16 protein-coding genes and 1 riboswitch are annotated in these 20162 nt (G+C 72.1%); of the genes, 5 read left to right on the top strand and 11 right to left on the bottom strand.

Annotated features, from left to right (window positions below):
- Positions 1–2: 2 nt before the first annotated feature.
- On the bottom strand, positions 3–1133 hold the full coding sequence (locus IW245_RS20025; RefSeq protein ID WP_197004703.1) for a cytochrome P450: 1131 nt from the start codon (positions 1131–1133) through the stop codon (positions 3–5).
- Between the two features lie 136 nt (positions 1134–1269).
- Here IW245_RS20025 and IW245_RS20020 point away from each other — a divergent pair, with 136 nt between their 5' ends.
- From IW245_RS20020 to IW245_RS20005, 4 genes are read left to right on the top strand one after another with little or no spacing between them, the layout of a single operon-like run.
- The gene (locus tag IW245_RS20020; protein ID WP_197004702.1) at positions 1270–2223 is read left to right on the top strand and encodes a glycoside hydrolase family 191 protein; all 954 of its coding nucleotides are present in this window, start codon (positions 1270–1272) and stop codon (positions 2221–2223) included.
- Positions 2220–3515, top strand: a complete 1296-nt coding sequence (locus IW245_RS20015) for a nucleotide sugar dehydrogenase (protein ID WP_197004701.1) — start codon at positions 2220–2222, stop codon at positions 3513–3515. Before IW245_RS20020 ends, IW245_RS20015 begins: the two co-directional genes overlap by 4 nt.
- Positions 3512–4459: an NAD-dependent epimerase/dehydratase family protein gene (locus tag IW245_RS20010; RefSeq protein ID WP_197004700.1), complete on the top strand. Its 948-nt coding sequence runs from the start codon at positions 3512–3514 to the stop codon at positions 4457–4459. Before IW245_RS20015 ends, IW245_RS20010 begins: the two co-directional genes overlap by 4 nt.
- Complete coding sequence (locus IW245_RS20005; protein WP_233473027.1) at positions 4456–5178, top strand: putative glycoside hydrolase; 723 nt, start codon at positions 4456–4458, stop codon at positions 5176–5178. The genes IW245_RS20010 and IW245_RS20005 overlap by 4 nt, the downstream gene beginning before the upstream one ends.
- Here IW245_RS20005 and IW245_RS20000 read toward each other — a convergent pair whose 3' ends face one another.
- Positions 5179–5886: a hypothetical protein gene (locus IW245_RS20000; RefSeq protein ID WP_197004699.1), complete on the bottom strand. Its 708-nt coding sequence runs from the start codon at positions 5884–5886 to the stop codon at positions 5179–5181.
- A gap of 116 nt (positions 5887–6002) precedes the next feature.
- Between IW245_RS20000 and IW245_RS19995 the strand changes: the two genes are divergently transcribed.
- The gene (locus IW245_RS19995; RefSeq protein ID WP_197004698.1) at positions 6003–7193 is read left to right on the top strand and encodes a cytochrome P450; all 1191 of its coding nucleotides are present in this window, start codon (positions 6003–6005) and stop codon (positions 7191–7193) included.
- A gap of 5 nt (positions 7194–7198) precedes the next feature.
- On the opposite strand, the gene IW245_RS19990 is transcribed toward IW245_RS19995, so the two are convergent.
- The 9 genes from IW245_RS19990 to IW245_RS19950 form a co-directional block, all read right to left on the bottom strand.
- Positions 7199–8422, bottom strand: a complete 1224-nt coding sequence (locus IW245_RS19990; protein WP_197004697.1) for an MFS transporter — start codon at positions 8420–8422, stop codon at positions 7199–7201.
- Between the two features lie 48 nt (positions 8423–8470).
- Positions 8471–9328, bottom strand: a complete 858-nt coding sequence (locus IW245_RS19985; RefSeq protein ID WP_197004696.1) for an NAD-dependent epimerase/dehydratase family protein — start codon at positions 9326–9328, stop codon at positions 8471–8473.
- 3 nt (positions 9329–9331) lie between these two features.
- The gene (locus IW245_RS19980; RefSeq protein WP_197004695.1) at positions 9332–10126 is read right to left on the bottom strand and encodes a nucleotidyltransferase family protein; all 795 of its coding nucleotides are present in this window, start codon (positions 10124–10126) and stop codon (positions 9332–9334) included.
- Positions 10127–10140: 14 nt separating this feature from the next.
- The gene (locus IW245_RS19975; RefSeq protein WP_197004694.1) at positions 10141–11511 is read right to left on the bottom strand and encodes a hypothetical protein; all 1371 of its coding nucleotides are present in this window, start codon (positions 11509–11511) and stop codon (positions 10141–10143) included.
- Complete coding sequence (gene pelF / locus IW245_RS19970; RefSeq protein ID WP_197004693.1) at positions 11508–13025, bottom strand: GT4 family glycosyltransferase PelF; 1518 nt, start codon at positions 13023–13025, stop codon at positions 11508–11510. Before pelF ends, IW245_RS19975 begins: the two co-directional genes overlap by 4 nt.
- 28 nt (positions 13026–13053) lie before the next feature.
- A complete protein-coding gene (locus tag IW245_RS19965; RefSeq protein WP_231398872.1) occupies positions 13054–15138 on the bottom strand; it encodes an Agd3-related carbohydrate-binding protein in 2085 nt (694 codons plus the stop codon).
- 209 nt (positions 15139–15347) lie between these two features.
- Positions 15348–18644: an AfsR/SARP family transcriptional regulator gene (locus IW245_RS19960; RefSeq protein ID WP_197004692.1), complete on the bottom strand. Its 3297-nt coding sequence runs from the start codon at positions 18642–18644 to the stop codon at positions 15348–15350.
- A gap of 52 nt (positions 18645–18696) precedes the next feature.
- On the bottom strand, positions 18697–19527 hold the full coding sequence (gene gsmA / locus IW245_RS19955) for a sporangiospore maturation cell wall hydrolase GsmA (protein WP_197004691.1): 831 nt from the start codon (positions 19525–19527) through the stop codon (positions 18697–18699).
- Positions 19528–19613: 86 nt separating this feature from the next.
- Positions 19614–19838, bottom strand: coding sequence for a hypothetical protein (locus IW245_RS19950; protein WP_197004690.1), 225 nt, complete (start codon positions 19836–19838; stop codon positions 19614–19616).
- 249 nt (positions 19839–20087) lie between these two features.
- Positions 20088–20154: riboswitch (cobalamin riboswitch) on the top strand.
- Positions 20155–20162 lie beyond the last annotated feature (8 nt).

Raw genomic sequence — 20162 nt, 5'->3', positions numbered from 1 at the left:
GCCTATCCGACTCTATCGCTGAGCCGCACGACCAGGGTGTCCGGCATGCGGAAGGAGAGGTTTGCCGGAAAGGTCGGGGCGGTGACGACGGTCGATCGGCGGAGCAGGGGCGCCACCTCGTCGAGGACCACCGCCGCCTCCATCCGGGCCAGCTGCGCGCCGACGCACCGGTGCGCCCCGGCCCCGAAGGCCAGGTGCCGGCGGGAGCCCCGCTGGCCGGGGACCATGGCGTGCGGGTCGGCCGCCACGGCGCGGCCGGCGGCGCCGAGCCAGAGGAGCACGGACGTGCCGACGGGCACCTCGACTCCGCCCAGGGTGGACGGCACGGCGGCGAGCCGGCGCCAGGTCGGGATCGGCGGGTCGAGGCGCAGGCCCTCCTCGACGACGTCGGCGGTGTCGTACCCGTCGGGCAGGCCCTCCTCGGTGAGCCGGTGCAGCAGCAGGGTGAGGAACTGCGACGTGGTCTCCTGCCCGGCGACGAGCAGGAAGAACAGCGCGGCGGTCACCTCGTTCTCGGTGCGGCCGTGTTCGCGCAGGTCCCGGGCGAGACCCGGCCCGGTCCGGGCGATCTCCCGCAGCTCGCGGTGGTACTGGCCGACCTTCTCCGCCAGGACCAGCTGCCGCTCCAGGGACAGCGGGGCCCAGAACAGTTCGAGGGCGGCGGCGGAGAAGTCCTTGACCCGGCGGACATCGGCCACCGGCAGGTCGATCAGCCGGGCGAGGACCAGCAGCGGCAGGTCCGTGGTGAGCGAGGCGTGCAGGTCGACGGCCTCCCCGGCCCGGAGCCGGCGGGTCAGCTGGCCGACCCGACGGCGGACGATGCCGGTCAGCCACGGCCGCAGCGCCTCGACCCGGCTCGGGTGCATCGCGTCGAACACGACGCCCCGGATCATCGGGTGCGTGTCGGTGCCGTTGTTGGCGAGGGTGGCCGGCAGCTTGAAGCGGTACTTCGCCAGGACCCGCATCACGGCCACCGACATCGGGGTGAGGGCGTCCAGGGCGTTGTCCGGCCGGTAGGTGTCCGGATCGGCGAGCACCCGTTTGACCTCGGCGGGTCCGGCCACGACGAGGTGACCGTCACGCCAGAACACCGGCTCGACGGTCTCGTGCACCCGTTCCCAGCTACGCCACATGTGCCCAATCTATTCAATGCCGGGCTGCCGTCTTTCCGACAGGTCATTGCAGCGCTTATGTCTGGTTCGAGAGTTGCCCGGGGACGCTGTGAGTGTGACTGTGGTCGCGGTTAGTTAACGCCCACAGGGATGTGACATGCGCCGTTGCCTCGCCCTCCTGCTCGTCCTGAGCGTCGCCGGGTGCACCTCCGCCGCCGGCGGCACCCCGCGGGCGAGCCCGACGGCGGTCGACCCGCCAGCGTCCGGCGCCAACCCGTCCGACCAGGGCAACATGAGCCCCGGCCCGGCGAAGCCGTCGGCCCCGGGAAAGATCACCTCCTGGGTGTACCAGCTCCAGGGCTACCCAGGCGGGAAACTCGACGACGTCGCCAAGGCCCCCGGCCAGCTCGCCGTCATCGACCTCGCCCGCGACGCCAGGAGCGACTACTTCCGGGCGGAGGAGGTCGCGGCGCTGAAGAGGAGCGGCAAGACCGTCCTCGCGTACTTCGAGATCGGGTCCATCGAGAACTTCCGGCCGGAGTACCCGTCGGTCAAGGATCTCGTCCTCAACCGCTGGGACGACTGGCCCGAGGAGTTCTTCGTCCGCTACTGGGAGCAGGCGTGGTGGGACAAGGTCGTCCGCCCGCGTCTCGACCAGGCGGCCCGGTCCGGCTTCGACGGGGTCTACCTCGACACGCCGCTGGCGTACGAGGAGATCGACCTCAAGACCGTGCAGGGCGAGTCGCGGGAGTCCCTCGGGCGGAAGATGGCCGACCTGATCGTGCGGATCGCGAAGTACAGCCCACTGTTGGTCTTCCCGCAGAACTCCCCTGAGCTGCGGAAATACTCCGGATACACGGAGGCGGTCGACGGGATCGGCATGGAAGAGCTCTTCTTCCTCGCCACCGACAAGCCCTGTGCCGAGAGTTTCTGCCCCGAGAACCTGACGGAGACCCGCGCGCTCCGCAAGGCCGGCAAGACCGTGCTCGCCGTCGACTACGCGACCCGCCCCGAGAACGTGAAGAAGGCGTGCGCCAGCTACGCGGCCGAGGACTTCGCCGGCTACGTCACCACCCGAGCACTCGACACCATCACGAGGAGTTGCGAATGAAACGGATCGGCGTCATCGGCATGGGCTACGTGGGGCTCACCCTCACCGCCGCGCTGGCCCGCAAGGGCTTCACGGTGTTCGGCGTGGACACCCAGCCGGCCGTGCTGGAGTCCCTCGCGGCCGGCAAGCCGCACATCTTCGAGCCGGGTTGTGAGGAGGTCTTCGCCGAGTACATCGGGAAGACCATCCACGTAGGCCCGGAGCTGCCCGCCGACGGGGTCGACGCGGCCATCATCTGCGTGTCCACCCCCGTTGACCTGTCGACCCACGAGCCCTACCTGGGCAATCTCGCCGCCGCCGCCCGGGCGATCGCCGCGTCCTGCGGCCCCGAGACCCTGGTCGTCGTGCGCAGCACCGTGCCGGTCGGCACCAGCCGCAGGGTCGTGCTGCCCGAGCTGTGGGCCGGGGCGAAGCTCGTGATGGCCCCCGAGCGGACCATCCAGGGTCAGGCTCTGCGCGAGCTGGTCGAGCTGCCCCAGGTCGTCGGCGGCCTCGACCAGGCCTCGCTGGACGCCGGCCTGGAGCTTTTCGGCGGGCTCGCCAACCAGCTCGTGCCGGTCTCCTCGATGGAGGCCGCCGAGATGGTCAAGCTCACCAACAACTGCCACACCGACGTGATCTACGCCTTCGGCAACGAGGTCGCGCTGCTCGCCGAGCGGTTCGGGCTCGACCCGCTCGAGGTCATCCGGGCCACCAACCTCGACTACCCGCGCCCCGACATCGCCAAGCCCGGGTACGTGGGCGGCGGGTGCCTGTCCAAGGACCCGTACATCCTGATCTCCGCCGCCGAGCGCGAGGGGCACACCCCCTACCTGATCGGCCGAGCCCGGGCCCTCAACGAGGAGTTGCCCGTGCACGTCGCGCACCGGCTGCTGTCGCTCGTGCAGGACCTGAAGTCGGTGCTGGTGCTCGGCTGGGCGTACAAGGGCTGGCCGCCCACCGACGACATGCGGGGCACGCCGATCGCGGCCATGCAGCCGGTGTTCCAGGCGGCGGGCGTCGAGGTGCTGGGCCACGACCCGCTGGTCACCCCCGAGGTGATCATCGAGTACGGCGGCCGGCCGGTCACCCTGCAGGAGGGCTTCGCCGCCGCCGACGCGGTGCTGGTGATCACCGACCACCCGATGTACCGGGCCCTGGACCTGCCGGCCCTGTTCGCCGAGGGCACCCCGAAGCTGGTCTACGACTCGTGGCGGATCCTCGACGAGGCGGTCGTGGAGTCCTTCGGCGTGTCCTACGTGGGCCTGGGCTACGAGGTCGCCTCGACTCCCGGTTCGGCGGTGGCCCGATGAGGATCCTCGTACTCGGCGGCGCCGGCTTCATCGGCGCGCACCTGACCCGCCGGCTCGTCGCCGACGGCCACGCCGTCACCGTGGTGGACGACTTCTCCCGGGGCCGCGACGACCTCGGCTACGACATCATCCAGGCGGACCTGACCGACCCGGCCGCGTGGGAGCGCATCCCGCACGGCTGGGACCAGATCTACCACCTGGCCGCCGTCGTCGGCGTGCGCAACGTGGAGAAGGACCCGGCCAGGGTGCTCCGGATCAACACCCTGGCTCTGTCCCACCTGCTGGACTGGCTGGGCCAGCCTGGCGCGCGGTCGCACGACAAACCTGGGACGAAGCTCTTCTTCGCCTCGACGAGCGAGGCCTACGCCGGTGGCGTGACCGCCGGCGTGGTCCCCGTCCCGACCGGTGAGACGGTGCCACTCCACATCCAGGACGTCACCGCGCCCCGGTTCACCTACGCCATCTCCAAGCTGTGGGGCGAGGCCGCCGTCGCGCACTCCGGCCTGCCCTACGTCATCGGCCGGTTCCACAACGTCTACGGCCCCCGGATGGGCGCCGACCACGTGGTCCCCGAGCTGGCGCTGCGCTCCCTGAAGGGCGAGGACCCCTTCATCGTGTACGGGTCCGAGCAGCACCGCGCCTTCTGCTACATCGACGACGCCGTCGAGGCCATGGTGCTCCTGATGGCCGCCCCCGAGGCGGTGGGCGAGATCGTGCACATCGGCGACGACACCCAGGAGACCAACATCGGCGACCTGGTCGAGATCGTGCACGGCATCGCCGGGGTCAGTCCCGCGCTGGAGATCGCGCCCGCGCCGGCCGGTTCCGTGGCCCGCCGGTGCCCGGACCTGACGAAGCTGCGCACCCTCACCGGGTACTCGCCGAAGGTGTCCCTGGAGGACGGCGTCCGGCGCACCTTCGACTGGTACCGGGAGAACGGGTGAGCGACGAGCTGGCCGGCCGCGACGCGGTCGGCCGGGACATCGTCTTCTACTACGGCGACGGCGAACTCGACAAGCTCACCGGCTACCGGTGCGCCGTCCTGCAGCCCGACTTCTACTCCCCGGCCGAGCTCGCCCAGCTCGCCGCCGGCGGGGTCCGGCTGCTCGGCTACCTCAGCGTCACCGAGGACGTCGACCTCGACCCGGCGCCCTGGCACCGGCCGTCGCGCAACCCGGACTGGGGCGGGCACTTCGTGCACGTCGGGCACCCCGGCTGGGTGGCGCACGTCCTCCGCCAGGCGTCCGCGGCCCTCGACGCCGGGTTCCACGGGCTGTTCCTCGACTGCCTCAACGTCGAGTTCACCTACCCGGAGGACCTGCCGCACACCCTGGCGCTGATCGGGGCGTTGCGGGCCGGGGCGCCGGACGCGTACCTGCTCGCCAACCGGGGCTTCGAGCTGCTGCCCCAGCTCGGGGAGCTGGTCGACGGGGTGCTGTTCGAGTCGTTCTCCGCCCGGTGGACTGCGGAGGGGTACGCGCCCTGGCCGCCGGACACCCTGGAGGTGCACGCGCAGTACGCCGAGCGGCTGTTGCACCTCGACATCGACCTGTTCGCCCTCGACTACGCCGACACGCCGGCGCTGACGGAGTTCGCCCGCCGGCGGGCCGAGCGGTTCGGCATGGTGTGCTCGATCAGCGACAAGGCCCTGAGCAGGGTGTAGTCAGTCGCCCAGGCCGAGGGTGAACTCGTCGGGGGACTCCTTCTTCCTGCTCCGGCGGCCCGTCCGGGCGGGCTCGGCGGCCGGGACCGGCCCGGCACCGGGGGCCGCCGGTGCCGGGTCCACCCGGCCGTCCGGGGTGCCCGTGGCGGGCACCAGGTGCTTCGGGCCCAGCGGGGCACCGGCGGGCAGATCGGCGGTCGGGGACTCCATCGACGGCGGCGCGGCCGGACGGGGCCGGCCCGACTGCCGCCCGCTCGACGGTGGCTCGGCCGGACGCGGCCCGCTCGTTTCCGGTGCGTCCGGCGGGGTCGGCGTCGCCGGGAGGGCCGGCTCGTCCGTGGTGGTCAGGGCTCGGACCGTGAGGCCGGCGAGGACCACGGCGAACGCGCCGGCGCCGATGGCCCACCACCAGTACCCCTGGTAGACGCTCGCCAGGACGAGCCCGAGCCCCAGGCCGGCGGCGAAGCCGAGCCCCAGCAGGGTGCGCGGCCCCAGGCGCAGCCGGGGCAGCCGCAGGACGATCAGGATCTCCAGCCACGTGCCGCCGAGCGCGAGTGGCACCGCCCCGACCAGGTCCACGAGGGACACGGCGTGCCGGGCGCCGAGCTGGACCAGGGCCGGGCCCTCGAACCCGGCGGGCATCGCGAGAACGGCCCCGCCGAACGCGACGAGCAACAGGGCGAGGGTGAACTGCACGCGGACGGGCATGCCCCGCAGTATGCCCCGGGAGGCCGTCGTGCGGAAGCTTTCGGCCCGGGATGAAACCAGGAGGCACTCTTAGGACTTGTCGTCTATAAAGGTCTAAAAAGGAAGAGGTATTCGCGATGACAGCAACCTTCGCGCAACAGTCCTCCCACTCCGCGGATCTCCTCGACTGGTTCCACGAGATGCGCCGGTCCGAGCCCGTCGCCTGGGACCAGGAGTTCGGCGCCTGGCACGTGTTCGGCTACCCCGAGGTGACGGCGGTGCTTGCCGACCCCGGCACGTTCTCCTCCGACCTCAGCGGCCTGCTCCCGCCGCAGAAGGACCTGGAGCTGTTCGCCAAGGGCAGCTTCGTCGGGATGGACCCGCCCCGGCACCTCAAGCTCCGCCGGCTGGTCAGCAAGGCCTTCACGCCCCGGATCGTCGCGGAGCTGGAGCCCCGGATCACCCAGGTCACCCGGGAACTGCTCGACGCCGTCCGAGGCCGGTCTGCGTTCGACCTGGTCGCGGACCTGGCGTATCCGCTGCCGGTCATCGTGATCGCCGAGCTGCTGGGCGTGCCGGCCGCCGACCGGGACCGGTTCCGCGGCTGGGCCGACGGGCTGCTCGGCGACAACCGGCCCGAGCGACTGTTGCCCGACCAGGACCACATGAACGCGGTGGGCGCGACGGTCCGGGACATGAACGACTACCTCCTCGACCACATCCGGGCCCGCCGGGCCGTGCCGACCGCCGACCTGACCAGCACCCTGATCGCCGCGGAGGTCGACGGGGAGCGGCTCGACGACGAGGAGATCGTCGGCTTCGTCGGCCTGCTCCTCATCGCCGGGCACATCACCACGACACTGCTGCTGGGCAACACGGTGCTGACCCTGGACGCCGACCAGGACGCCACCGCCGCGCTGCGGGCCGACCCGACCGGCCTGCCCACGGCGCTGGAGGAGGTGCTGCGGGTCCGCACGCCGTTCCCGCGGCTGGTCCGGCTGACGACGGCCGACACCACGGTCGGCGGGCGGGACGTCCCCGCCGGTCAGGTGCTCAACCTGTGGCTGGCCTCCGCCAACCGGGACGAGCGGCAGTTCGCGGAGGCCGACCGGTTCGACCCCACCCGCACCCCCAACCAGCACCTGAGCTTCGGGCATGGCATCCACTTCTGCATTGGCGCGCCGCTGGCCAGGCTCGAGGCCCGGCTGGCGACCCGGACGCTGCTGGAGGACTGCCCGGAGTTCGCGGTCGGCCCCGACGTCGGGTTGCACGACGCCCGGATCATGACCGGCGCGCGCAGCCTGCCGGTGGCGGTCACCTGGCGGTAGCCGGGCTACCGGCGGCGCCAGCTCGGGATGCTGCCGAGGGCGAGGAGTGCCCCGAGAAGGATGGTCGTCCACGCCGAGACCAGCAGGGTCTGCCGGCCGCCGATCGCGCCCACCAGCGGCCCGCCGACCGCGGTGCCCAGCGCGGCGGCCGGCGTGATCAACGCGCCCCGGAACGCGAGCACCTGGCTCAGGTGCTCCGCCGGGGCGCTGCGCTGGAACAGTGCGGTGCAGATCGCGGTGAACGGCCCGTAGACGAAGCCGCCGATCCCGAAGCCGACCATGCCAGGGGCCACCGCGTCTGTCAGCCCGCTCGGCAGCAGGCACAGCCCCCAGCCGACCACGATCGCCGCGATCACCGGCCACAGCGGGAGCCGGCGCAGCAGCCCGGCGAGGAGCGAGCCGAAGACCGTGCCGACGCCGTACGCCGCGACGTAACCGCCGAGCAGGCCGGCCGAGGCGTGCAACTCGTCGGCGATGTGCACGGGCATGGCGACCTCGACCGGGCCGTACAGGAAGAAGAAAGCGCAGGTCACGGCGATCAGGGCGAGTAGCTGGGGATGGGAGCGCAGGGTCAGCCACGCGCCGCCCTTCTCCGCCGGGGGGAGCATCCGGGGCGGCCGGGACCGGACGATGCCCACGCAGGTCACGGCCAGGAACGCGAACGTCACGGCGTCGGCCCCGATCACCCAGCCCGGCCCGGCGAACGCCGTCACCAGACCGGCGAGGGCCGGGCCGATCACGAAGGACGCCTGCTGCACGGACGAGACCAGCGCGTTGCCGGTGACCCGGTCCTCGTCGTCGAGCTCCTCGGCCACCAGGGTGTACACCCCGGCGTTGCCCCAGGCGTGCAGGAGCGAGGACAGGGCGAGCAGGACGACGTACAGGGCCGGGCCGAGCAGGTCCGCGACGGCCAGTACCGCGATCGTGCCCAGCAGGGCCGCGCGCAGGGTCGCGTCCACGGCCACCAGCCGGGCCCCGTCGAACCGGCGGACCAGCGGCCCGAGCAGGGCGGCGCCGAGGGTGGCCGGGAGGGCGTACGCGGCGACGGCCAGGCCCGTCCACACCCCGTGCCGGCCCGGCGGGGCGAGTTGGACGGCCAGCCAGGCAACGGCGACGAAGCTCATCCCGTCCCCGAAGGCCGACAACAGGACGGCCGGCAGGAAACGGCGGAGGACCGGGTGGCGCAGGATGCGCAGGTAGGGCGGCCGGGAGGGCGCGACGACGCTCATGCCGGGCACCCTGCCACCTCAACCGGGCTGGAGGTCAAGTCGGGGGTCCTACAGCAGCAGCTCCTTCACCGCGGCCTCCAGGTCGTAGGCCGGCGCCCAGCCCAGGGTCGCACGAATCCGGGTCAGGTCCGCGGCGATCCAGTCCACTCCTGCCGACCGGCCCGGGGCCACGTCGCCCTCGACCAGTTCCCCGGCGAACCCGGCCGCCGCGCACAGCAGCCGCACGGCCTCCCGGGTCGGCACGGCCGCCCCGCTGCCCACGTTGAGCACCGGCTCGGGCAGGGTCGCCGCGCACGTCGCCAACGCCACGGCGGAGCCCACGTCGCGGCCGTCGACGAAGTCCCGGTACGCGCCCAGCGGGCCCAGCCGGACCGTGCCCGACGGCACCTGGCGCAGGGCCCGGCCGAGGACGTTGTCGGCGGGCAGGCCGGCCCCGAGCGGGTTGAACACCCGGAGCACGACCCCGTCGAGCCGGTGGTCGGCGACGGCCAGCCGGACGAGTTCGGTGGCGGCGAGGCGGGTCACCCCGTAGCCGCCGACCGGGCGGCAGGGCGCGTCCTCGGCGACGGGCACGCCGTGCGGCACGACGCCGTACTCGGCGGCCGAGCCGAGCGTGACCAGCCTCGTACCCAGAAAGGAACACGCGTCGACGAGCCGGGCCACGGCCGTGACATTGGCCTCGACCAGCTCGGCGGTGCTCCCGCTGAGCAGGCCGGCGCAGTTGACGACCGCGTCGGGCCGGTGCGCCGCGAGCAGCGACGCGAGCCGGGCCGGCCCGTCGACGACCAGGTCGTGCCGGATCGGGCCGCGCCGGCCGGTGGGCAGCACCTCGGCCCCGGCCGCCGTCAGCGCCGCGTGGGCGTGTTTGCCGATGAAGCCGGACGCTCCGAACAGGAGAACTCGCATGGACTACCGCCAGGTGGATACGGGTGGACTGGGTAACGGGGTGGCGGCGCTGTCGCGGACGGCGGGCGCGGACTTCTCCGGCATCCGGGGGCGCGGCAGCAGCAGCGGCTTGATCTGGTCGAACGTCCGGTTCGCCTCGTCGTAGTCGTCCGGCCGGCCGATGTCGAGCCAGTAGCCGGTGAACAGGTGCGACGACGGCGGCTCGTTGCGGTCGAGCAGGTCGAGGACCAGGTCGTCGAAGCCGAACGCGACGCCCTTGGGGTACGGCGCCAGGGTCTTGCGGGACATCCCGTAGATGCCCATGCTCACCGAGTAGTCGAGGGTGGGCTTCTCGGTGAAGCTGACCACAGTGCCGTCCACGGCCTCCAGGCAGCCGAAGTCGATCTTCACCTGGCGGTTGTACGTGGCCACGGTCAACGGCGCCTCCGACGCGATGTGCTCGCGCAGCAGCATCCCGTAGTCGAGGTCCGTGAGCACGTCCCCGTTCATGACCAGGAAGTGTTCGGGCAGCTGGTCGAGGATGTTGAACATCGGGCCGATCGTGGACAGCGGCTTGTCCTCCTCCGCGTAGTCGACGGACAGGTCCCACTGGGAGCCGTCGCCGACGAACGCGCGGATCAGGCTGCCGAGGTGCCCGATCGCGAGGGTGACGGAGGTGAACCCGTACGTCCGCAGCTGGCGCAGGATGATGTCGAGGATCGCGTACTCGTCGCCGATCGGCACGAGGGGTTTGGGCAGGGAGGTCGTGTAGGGCCGGAGCCTGACGCCGCGGCCGCCGGCGAGGATGACTACGTGCATGACCAAGTTCCTCTCTAGTAGCTGGCGTATCGCCAGACCTGTCCGAGATCGGGGAGCAGCCCGATGACCAGGCCGAACACGAGAAGTGCGCTGCAGGCGCCGAAGACGGGCACCTGACGGTCGGGGCCCAGGTACGCCACGGCGCCCAGGTAGCCGGCCACGACGCAGCCGAGCACCCCGAGCAGCCGGCCGAACCGGGCCTGGTTGATGAGCAGGAAACCGGTGAAGTACGCGCCACCGAGCAGCACGTGCCCCGCGAGGGAGGCCGCGCCGAGCCGGGAGAGCTGGCCGTGGCCGTACAGGAAGGCCGCCAGGACCAGGGCCAGGCAGGCCAGGGTCCCCACGGCGACGACCAGGTCCACGGCGAAGGCCCGCAGTACCCGGCGACGGAACTCGGCCGGGTAGCGGGTGCGGCGTAGCAACCCGAGACTGCGCTCCCCGAACCGCCGCGCGCGCCACTCCAGCACCCCCATCCCCAGCACGATGGGCGTGACGGCCAGCGCCAGGTCCAGCCGGGGCTGGTCGAGGCGCGCGTCGGCGGACAGCAGGTAGAGGGCTGACAGGGCCGCGTACCCGATGACGGGCAGCGCGCGGGGCACCTCGGCGCGGATCCGGATCGCCGGCTCCTTCACCGCCGGCACCCGGACGACCTGGAGGACGGCGAACACGCAGACCAGCAGCACGCACGCACCGGCGGCGGCGACGGCCGCCACGGCCAGCGGTCGGGTGCCGCCGCCGAACAGGAAGCCGAGGCCGACCCCGACGGCCGGGGCCGACAGCGCGAACAGCACCGGCTCGCGGCGGTGGAACAACAGGATGCCGCCGGCGAGCTGGAACGCGAGCTGCGCCACGGCCAGCGCCCAGGCCCCCGGTGACAGGAACGGGATCCCGACCAGGGAGGGCAGGGTCACGCCGAACAGCAGGCTCCGGCGGAGCACCTTCGCGGCCAGGTCCGTGCGACCGTGACCCGTCATCCGGTACGCCACGGACGTCCAGCCCATGGTCCACACCCAGCCGAACGCCGTCGCGTACACCATGCCGGTGATCGTGTTCCGCGCGCCGAGCAGGAACGCCACGGCCGGGAACACGGCGCTGGGCATGGTGTACAGCAGGCCGTGCGACAGCTCGCGCAGCGCCTGGATCCGGTCGGGCCGGGGCAGCGGCTCGCCCGGCCCCCGGTGCGGGATCCGCCGGTAGATGTCCTCGGCGAGGGCGAAGACGTCCTTGTAGCCGTAGTCCTGGGTGGCCATCCGGTCGGTCATGCCGTCGCTCTCGAGCATGGCGGCGATCTGCAGCGGGTCGATGGCCAGGCCGCAGCGGTCGGACACCTTGGTGGCGAGCGCGTCGACGGGGTCGACCAGGCGGAGCGGAACCGTGTCGGTCACGCCAGGACCTCTTCGTAGACCGACCGGTAGGCCTCGATGGACTGGGCCAGGGTGAAGTTGTTCAGGATCCGTTCGCGCGCGGCCACCCCGAGCCGGCGGCGCAGGTCGTGGTCGGTGAGCAGCTTGACGCAGCCCGCCGCGATGGCCACGTGGTCGCGGGCCGCGCAGACGATGCCGGCGTCGCCCACGGCCTCGGCGACCCCGCCGACGTTGGTGCACACCGGCGGGCGGCCGGTGGCCATGGCCTCCACGATGGTGTACGGGAACCCCTCGGAGATCGAGGTCAGCACGTTGATGTGCCCGGCGTGGTACGCGTCGACCTGGCTGGCGATCCGCCCCTCGAAGACGGCCGAGTCGGTGAGCCCGAGGTCGTCGACGAGCTTGCGGCAGCTGGCCGCGTAGTCCTGGTTCACCTCGGGGATCGGCCCGAACATCCGCAGCCTCGCGTCGGGCACCTCAGCCTTGACCAGCGAGAACGCCCGGATCAGGGTGTGCAGGTCCTTGAGCGGGTCGATCCGGCCCATGAACACGATGGTGGGCACGTCCGGCTCGCCGGTGGCGGCGGGGAAGTCCGCCGGGTCGACCCCGTTGTACATGGTGCGCATCCTGGCCGGGGTCGCCCCGTTGTACAGCGCCCACCGCCGGTTGTAGTTGGAGTGCGGGGCGAGCAGGTCCGCGCTGTGGTACGTCGCGACGGCCAGGGTGCGGAAGAAGTTCAGCAGCAGCACCTTCACGGCGTGCGGCACGTCCTCGTTGACCATGGCGAGATAGCGTTCCCGCAGGTACACCCCGTGCTCGGACAGCACGATCTTGGAGCCGTTGCGCCACTTGGCGGCCAGCGCGACCAGTCCGGCGAGCCCGTTCATGGCCAGGTGGCAGATGTCCACCTCGACGGGCGGCGCCGACAGGGGCCGGAGCATGTGCTCGATGAGGTCGGCGGCGGTCAGCGCGTCGGCCAGGCAGAGCGGCTCGCCGATGTCCATCCCTGCCTGGTGCCAGGCGTCCATCAGCCGGCTGATCGCGGCGTTGCTGGTCAGCGCGGCGGTCAGGTCGGCGATCTGCGCGTAGTCGAACAGGCCCCGCAGCGCCTGGAGGAAGGCCTCACGGCCCTGCTGGCTCCAGCGTTCGCGCACCTCGGCGGGCCGGATCAGGGCGCGCAGGAACGTGGCGTGCGCGTCGACGAACCACTGCGGCTCCCGGTCGGGCTTGCGCTCCCGGCGGGTCCACAGCGGGATGTTGATCACCTGGTCGAGGTTGTCCGGGATCTCCCAGACGCTCTTCTCGACCCCGGTGACGGTCAGGGCCACCACCTGGAACCGGTGCTCGGGCATGCCCCGGATCAGCTGGTCCATCCAGACACTGACGCCGCCGAAGTGGTGCGGGTAGGTGCCTTCGGAGATCATCGCGACCCGGGTGGTCCGGCGGTCGCGCTGCCGGGGGACCACCGGGTCGGCCACAGAGGCCCTGCCGATGGCCCGCCAGCTCTTCAACGGGGTGTGGGGGCGAGTCGTCATGGGGAGCATCGCCCCCACCTCCCTTCTGCTACGGCTTCGGGTACGCGGTCAGCACGGTCGCGGTCGGCACCTTGGAGATCGAGTCGGTGCCGTACGCGTCATAGCCGGTCGCCCGGACCCCGGTGGCGAACACCGGACCGGTCCCGGTGAAGGTGACCTGGTTCGTGGCCCGGTCCCACACGGCGTCGTTGCCGGCGGACAGGGACGCGAAGTGCGCGGTGCGGTCGCCGACGTAGCCGGCGAGGGCCACCCAGTCGGGGTTGCGCAGCGGCACGTTGTAGTAGGTGCTGTACTTGCCGGCCACGGCCCGCAGCCAGTCGAACGCCAGGTTCTTGTTCGTCGCGTACTGCGCCAGGTTGTTCTGGTGCATCGTGTGCGAGTACGCCGAACCGGTCATCACGTGCTGGAGCGCGATGTCGGACTCGTGCGTGATCACCTGGTCGTACGTCTGGTTCACCGGCCAGTAGGGGAACTTGCCCTGCGGCCCGTAGTAGGAGTTGTAGAACTGGGTCTCCTGCGCCGGGTTCGTGACGTGGTAGGCGATGTTCGTCGGCCAGTCGGGCACGATGAACAGGCTCGGCTCCAGCGGGTGGTAGATCCCGCAGTTGAAGCAGGCCGGCTTCTGGCTGGCGAACGACATGTTCCCGTGCAGGTACTTCACCCCGGCGGCCTTCGCGGCGGCCAGCATGTTCACGTTGGACGCGCCCAGCCCGTAGTCGGTCGGCGGGTCGATGTCGTTGTTCGGGTCCGGGTTGTAGACCCCGAGGCCGGAGTACTCCGGCGTCTTGAGGACCGTCGCCGGCACGGTCAGCCCGATGGCGGCGGCCGCCGTCAGGTTGTCGTGGATCTCGGCGTAGCTGGTGGCGTAGTCGGTGGTGTTCATCTTCGGGTGGGTCAGCGTGTGGTTGACCCAGCGGAAGTCGGCCTTGTTGCACTCCGACTGTGCCGTCAGCGGGTCGCCGAGGATGATCACGCAGGCGATGTTGAGCCCCGACTGGATGCCGTCACCGTTCAGCGGCGCGTTGATCTTGAAACCGGCCGTCAGCGGGTACGTGGTGTGCAGCGCGTTCTGCTGCGTCTTCGTGCTGGTCACGTCCGTGCCGGTCATCCGGTAGCCCGGGTCGGAGTTCACGGACCCGTCGGGCTGCAGGACGTCGCCGTTGTTGAACCAGTCGTCGACGTCCAGGTTCAGCCAGTGCCGCTGCTCGCCGAGGAACACGCCCTTCGACGCCCACCGCAGCAGACCGTAGGTCAGCAGGTTCGCCTGGATCAGGTACTGGTTCGACGTGAACGTCAACGCCAGCCGCTCCCGGCCGTCCGGCGCGGTGCTGGTCACGCCGACCACGGAACCGCCGAGGGTCAGGATCGGGGTCGCGGCGCAACCGGGGGCGACACTTGTCCGGTACACGTAGGACAGTGAGATCGGGATGTTCGCCGCGGCCTTGAGGTAGTCGAAGATCGGCGCGCCGGCGGTCGTGAGGACCGCGTTCTGCGGGGTGTCGCCGATGCCGCCCTCGCTGACCGGGTTCAGGCAGTAGCTCTCGGGCCAGCTGCCGTACGAGGTGTAGAGGGACACCTGCCGCACCTGGTAGGCCTTCTCGTAGTCCCACAGGGCCGTCCACTCGCCCGCGTCGAGCGCGCTGACATAGTTGCCGTTGTCGTTGTACAGCAACGCGTTGTTGGTCAGCAGCACCGCGTTGTACCTGCCGGTGCCGTCCGGGCGGGTCAGCGCGTCCAGTGGCGCGTCCCGGGCGAGCAGCACGTCGTAGGGCGCGCCGACCTGGTCCAGACTGGACTTCCAGGTGGCGAGGCCGAAGTCGGCGTTGTCCACGGCGATGACCAGGGCGCGCAGGGCGACCTTGTCGGTGGGGGCCGATGCCGCCGCGTGGGGTGCTGTCCTGAGGGGGCCGTTCTTGACCGGCAGCTTGCCCGGGGGCGTGACATGGGGCAGGACGGCTTCCGCCCGGGTCACGCCGTGCTTGTGGTCGTGCGGGTGCCCCGGTGCCGCTTCGGCGGTGGTCACCGTGCCTGCGACAGCTGCCACGGATCCGACGAGGGCGACAGCCAGAATGATGCGTCCGGACAGATTTCTGCCCGGCATGCGACGTTTCATGCCTCATCCTTGATGGGACGGGCAGTGATCATTAGAGCACTGCGGGTGTGGGGGAGGAGCTTGCGTGAAGTAAACCGTCCCACGGCAGCGCGCATGACGGCTCCGACAAGTTGCCGACATGGCGACTAAGAAAGAGGGTTTGGGGTAAAGCCGGGTTCACAGTGGAGGACGTGGCCCGCACGGTTGGAAGATCCAACCAAATGTCTGGTTCAGGGTACCTGAAGGGGGGAGTCCCCTTCGGTCACCGGCACGCCGATCTCCGCGAGAATGTCGCGCGCCGACCGCCACTGCCCTCCGTCGCCGGTGGCCTCCGCGAGCACCTCCAGGGTCCGGGCCTCACCGAGCAGGTGCCCCGTCGTCCGGTGGATCCGCAGAGCCTCGTGACCGTCCACGACCGCCAGATCGGACTCGCCGCGCACCAGGTGGATCCGGGCCCGCTCGGTGAGCGCCTGGGCCTCCAGCACCGCGTACCGCAGCTCGCGGGCCAGCGCCAGGGCCGCGGTGGCGTCCTCCAGGGCCTCGCCGGTCCGGCCGAGCGCGCCGGACGCCGCCGCCCGCCGGATCAGTGCCACCGTGCGCTGACCGGGCTGGGCGTTGCCCACCGCCACCGCCACCGCCCGGGTGTGCCCGGCCACGGCCTCGTCGAACTGGCCCAACCGCCAGCGCACGTCCGCCAGGTTGGTCTCCACATCGGCCTCCAGCGGCACGATCCGGTGCTCCCTGACCAGGGCCGTGCCCTCCAGCAGGTCGGCGAGCGCCGGGTCGAGGTGGCCCAGCTCCGCGTGCGCCTGGGCCCGGCCGCTGAGCGCGGAGACCACGGTGTCCACACTGGCGATCCCCCGGGCCAGGGCCAGGGCGCGGCCGAACGTCGCCACGGCCAGGGCCGGCCGGCCCAGTTGGTGGTACGACCGGGCCAGGTTCGACAGCAGTGATGCCCGCACGTTGTCCAACTCGTCGGCCGGCAGCAACGACAGCGCCGTACTGAGCTCGGCCGCCGCCCGGTGCAGCTGGCCCTGCTCCAGCAGCGCCAGGCCCAGATTAGCCAGAATGGACGCCCGGACCTGCGGGGTCAGGTCGAACCGCAGCGCCGACTCCAGGGTCCGCGCGCCCTCCTCGATCCGGCCCATCTCGCTGAGGATCCGGCCCCGGTTGGCCAGCAGCACCACCTCGTAGTCGGTGAAGCCGTGCGCGCGGCTGAGGACCAGCGCCGTCCGGCCGTGCTCCAGGGCCCGGTCGTGCCGGGACAACGTCGCGTTGGCCAGACTCAGGCTCAGGTGCGCGGCGGTGCGGGCCCGGGGCTCGCCGGCCGCCGTCGCCGCCGCCAGGCTCGCCTCCGCGGCCGCGAACCAGTCCACGGTGAGTTTGCGCAGCCAGAAGTAGCCGCGCAGGCTGTCGGCGAGCAGCCACGCCACCGAGGGCAGGCCGGCCGGCGGACTGGCGATCGCCGCCACCAGATTGACCCGCTCGGCGTCGAGCCAGGCCAGGGCCTGCGCGTGGGTGTCGAACGCCGCCGCCCCGGTGACCGGGCCCGACGGGCGGGGCAGTCGGAGCATCTGGGGGTGCAGGACGTGCGCGGCGGTGTGCGCGGCGTCGCCGTACCAGAGGTGCAGTCGCTGTTCCGCCGCCGCGCGGTCCGCCGGCTCCTCGTCGGCCTCGGACCGCTCCCGCGCGTACGCCCGGACCAGGTCGTGCATCGTCCACCGGCCCGGGGTCGGCACCTCGACCAGGTGCGCGGCGGTGAGCCGTTCGAGCCCCTCGGACGCCTCGGCGAGGTCGGTCCCGGCGAGCTGGGCGGCGGCGGTGGCGGTCAGGTCGGGGCCGGGGGCGAGCCCGAGCAGCCGGAACAGCCGGGCGGCCCGGGGCGCCAGCGACTGGTACGACAGGTCGAACGCCGCCCGCACCGAGGACTGCTCGTCCCCGTCGACCTCCAGCGCGGCCAGCCGGTTGCCGGCCCGCAGCTCCGCGGCGTGGTCGGCGATCGCCAGCCCCGGCCGGTCCGCCAGGTACGCCGCGCTGATCCGCAGGGCCAGCGGCAGGTGGTCGCACAGCCCGGCCAGCTCGGCCGCCGCCTCCGACTCGGCCGCCACCCGGCCCGGGCCGACGATCCAGGCGAGCAGCGCGACCGAGTCCGGGCCGGACAGCACGTCCAGGTGCAGCCGGCGGGCCCCCTCGTGGGCGGAGAGCCCGGACAGCCGGTCCCGGCTGGTGATCAGCGCCAGGCCGGCCGCGCCGACGGGGAGCAGGGGGCGCACCTGCTCGGCGCTGTTGGCGTTGTCGAGGAACACCAGGAGCTGGCGGCCGGCGATCCGGCTCCGGTACAGGTCGACGGCCTCGACCAGGTCGACCGGGATCTGGCCGGGCGGCACGCCGAGCGCGCGGAGGAACCGGGCCAGGGCCTCGATCGGCCGCAGCGGCGCGGAGGTGGAGTAGCCGTGCAGGTTGACGTAGAGCTGGCCGTCGGGGAACCGGTCGCGGACCTGGTGCGCCCACCGCAGGCCCAGGGCGGTCTTGCCGACCCCGCCGATCCCGGCGATCACCCCGACCGGCCCGGCCCCGCCTGACCCGGCTCCGGCCGGCGATGCGCCGCCCGGCGCGGCCCCGGCCGGGGCGTCGCCGTCGGAGGTCAGCAGGGCGTCGAGGGCCGCGAGCTGGTCGGCCCGGCCGGTGAAGTCGGCGATGCTGGCCGGCAGCAGCCGCGGCACGTCGCGCGCCTCGGCGGCCGGGGCCGGCGCGGGCGCGGGCTCGGCCGGCTCCAACAGGAGCACCGGGTCGTCGCGCAGCACGGCCAGGTGCAGCCGGTTGAGGTCCTCGCCGGGGGCCAGGCCCAGCTCGGCCTGGAGCCGGCGGCTGATTCGCTGGTGGGCGTCGAGAGCCTCGGCGCGGCGGCCAGCCCGGTAGAGGGCGAGGATCTGCAGCTCGGCGAGGCGTTCGCGCAACGGGTACCGCACGACCAGCTCCGCCAACTCGGTGAGCACCTCGTGGTGCCGGCCGTACTCCAGCTCCGCGGCGAGCCGCAGGTCCGCGGCGTCCTGGAACGCCGCGTCGATTCCCGGCCAGATCCGCTCCCAGATCCGGTCGTTGAGGATCTCCCCGAACAGCCCGCCGCGGTCGAGCGCGTGCGCCGCCCGGTGCAGGCCGACCCGCTCGGCCAGGTCCGTGGTCTTCGCGGCCCGCTCGACGAGGAGCCGGAACCGGTGCAGGTCCACCCGGTCGGGTTCGCCGGTGAGCAGGTAGCCGTCGCCGGAGCGGGAGAGGGCGAAGCCGTGCCGCTCGGCCCCTGCCGCGGCCAGCCGTTTGCGGATCCGGGACACGTGCACCTGCACGGCGCTGCGCGGCCGGGCCGGGGGCTCTGTGTCCCACAGCAGGCCGATCAGCCGGTCGGTGTCCACGGTGCGGCCGAGATAGATGGCCAGCAGACCGAGGAGCCGACGCTCCATCCGCTGGCCGATGTCGATGGGCTGCCCGTGTACGACGGCCTCGACCGTGCCTAGTACCCGCAACTCCATGCCAGGAGATTAGTCCAGTACGGACGGTGTTCGGGAGGCCCGCGACTGTCGGTTACAGGTCGTACTGGTATAGGTTGTACCGCTTCATCAGAGTGATTACCTTGTCCGCGTACCGGGGATCCGTCGCGTATCCGGCCTTCGCGATCCGGCGGGCGAACTCGTCCGGGTCGCCGGTCGCGCCGAACGAGCCGGCGTAGCGCTCGTTGACCCGGAGGAACCGGCCGTGGTCGTCGTAGGAGTCCGACTCGCTGCGGTAGGACCGGAAGGTGGCCGCCGTCGGGTAGCACCGGGCGCCCTCGCACTCCGACGTCTTGTACCGCGCGCACCCGGTCGCGATCGGCCCGGCCCAGCCGAAGCACTTGATCCCGAACAGGTTGTGCTCGACCCTGGCCAGCTCGCTGGAGCCCCAGCCGGACTCGAGGATCGCCTGGCCGAGGCTGACCGACGCCGGCACCCCGTACGTGGCCTGGGCGCGGCGGGCGTGCCCCACGCCTCCGGCGATGAACGCCGCGGGCGGGACGGGTGCCGCCGCCGGAGCCGGGGCCGCGCCGCACGCGGGCGGCTCGGCCGGCCGGGCGACGTACGCGTCCGACACGTACCCGCCGGAGACGAGCCGGTCCCACCTGTTCGTGGTGCGGACCGTGCCCTCGACCGGCTGTCCGGTGACCTGGCAGTCCAGCGCGAGCGGCCCGCCGTTGTCGACCGCCCCGATCCGGGTGCCGGTCGCCGAGGCCGTCGAGCGGATCTTCAGCGGGATGTCCGGTGTGCTCGCCACGGCACTCACGGAGGGTTGCCGTAGGGCCGGCCCGGCGGACGCGGGCAGGACAGGGGCGACGAGGAACGTGCCGATCGCCGCGCCGGTCAGGACCACCAGAGATCGCATAATCCCTCCAAGTACCAGATAACTCTCCAAAGGTACCTGAAGGACATCTGGGTGAGAGGGGAATCCGGCAACGCGCGGGTCGGGGCCTAGCCGCGGCCGCGCAACTGGTCGGCCCACACCGGACTGTGGTGGACGACCAGGCGCGCGGTGCCGAGATCCGAGCCGGTGAGCACCCGCACGGCCGTCACGGAGTCGGGCTCGCCGAGCCCGGCCCTGCGCAGGTACGAGATCACCTCGTCGAGATCGGCCCCGGCCGCCAACTGGTCCCTCGCCGCGGCGACGACCTGCTCTAACCGTTCGGCGGGCTGCATGTCGCCAGTATGCCGGCGAAGATCGCGGAGCCGGAAGGATGACTTGTCCGTCTTCGCAGATGGTGATGAACAATATTGCACAGGGTAAATGCTGTGTAAGCCCTGAGTTAGTGGCGGCGATGGCGACCGCGGCCCCACGCGCCTCGGTGGCCGGGTGCGTGAGGATCGCCTGGTGCCGGGCCGGCGGTGACCTTGGCGACTTTGACGCCGGGTGGCCTGGTAGGCCAGCATGGGGCGGGGCAGCAGTGGAGGAACCCGGTGGGAGTCCGGGGCGGTCCCGCCACTGTGACCGGGCGTCGCCCGGGAGTCAGGAACTTCCGCTGC

Source organism: Longispora fulva (assembly GCF_015751905.1).
Lineage (GTDB): Bacteria > Actinomycetota > Actinomycetes > Mycobacteriales > Micromonosporaceae > Longispora > Longispora fulva.
This window is presented reverse-complemented; position numbering and strand designations above follow the sequence as displayed.

Bases quoted from the DNA above. Each gene is read 5' to 3' on its own strand.
- IW245_RS20025 (WP_197004703.1), bottom strand. From the start codon at position 1,133: ATGTGGCGTAGCTGGGAACGGGTGCACGAGACCGTCGAGCCGGTGTTC.
- IW245_RS20020 (WP_197004702.1), top strand. From the start codon at position 1,270: ATGCGCCGTTGCCTCGCCCTCCTGCTCGTCCTGAGCGTCGCCGGGTGC.
- IW245_RS20015 (WP_197004701.1), top strand. From the start codon at position 2,220: ATGAAACGGATCGGCGTCATCGGCATGGGCTACGTGGGGCTCACCCTC.
- IW245_RS20010 (WP_197004700.1), top strand. From the start codon at position 3,512: ATGAGGATCCTCGTACTCGGCGGCGCCGGCTTCATCGGCGCGCACCTG.
- IW245_RS20000 (WP_197004699.1), bottom strand. From the start codon at position 5,886: ATGCCCGTCCGCGTGCAGTTCACCCTCGCCCTGTTGCTCGTCGCGTTC.
- IW245_RS19995 (WP_197004698.1), top strand. From the start codon at position 6,003: ATGACAGCAACCTTCGCGCAACAGTCCTCCCACTCCGCGGATCTCCTC.
- IW245_RS19990 (WP_197004697.1), bottom strand. From the start codon at position 8,422: ATGAGCGTCGTCGCGCCCTCCCGGCCGCCCTACCTGCGCATCCTGCGC.
- IW245_RS19985 (WP_197004696.1), bottom strand. From the start codon at position 9,328: ATGCGAGTTCTCCTGTTCGGAGCGTCCGGCTTCATCGGCAAACACGCC.
- IW245_RS19980 (WP_197004695.1), bottom strand. From the start codon at position 10,126: ATGCACGTAGTCATCCTCGCCGGCGGCCGCGGCGTCAGGCTCCGGCCC.
- pelF (WP_197004693.1), bottom strand. From the start codon at position 13,025: ATGACGACTCGCCCCCACACCCCGTTGAAGAGCTGGCGGGCCATCGGC.
- IW245_RS19965 (WP_231398872.1), bottom strand. From the start codon at position 15,138: ATGAAACGTCGCATGCCGGGCAGAAATCTGTCCGGACGCATCATTCTG.
- IW245_RS19960 (WP_197004692.1), bottom strand. From the start codon at position 18,644: ATGGAGTTGCGGGTACTAGGCACGGTCGAGGCCGTCGTACACGGGCAG.
- gsmA (WP_197004691.1), bottom strand. From the start codon at position 19,527: ATGCGATCTCTGGTGGTCCTGACCGGCGCGGCGATCGGCACGTTCCTC.
- IW245_RS19950 (WP_197004690.1), bottom strand. From the start codon at position 19,838: ATGCAGCCCGCCGAACGGTTAGAGCAGGTCGTCGCCGCGGCGAGGGAC.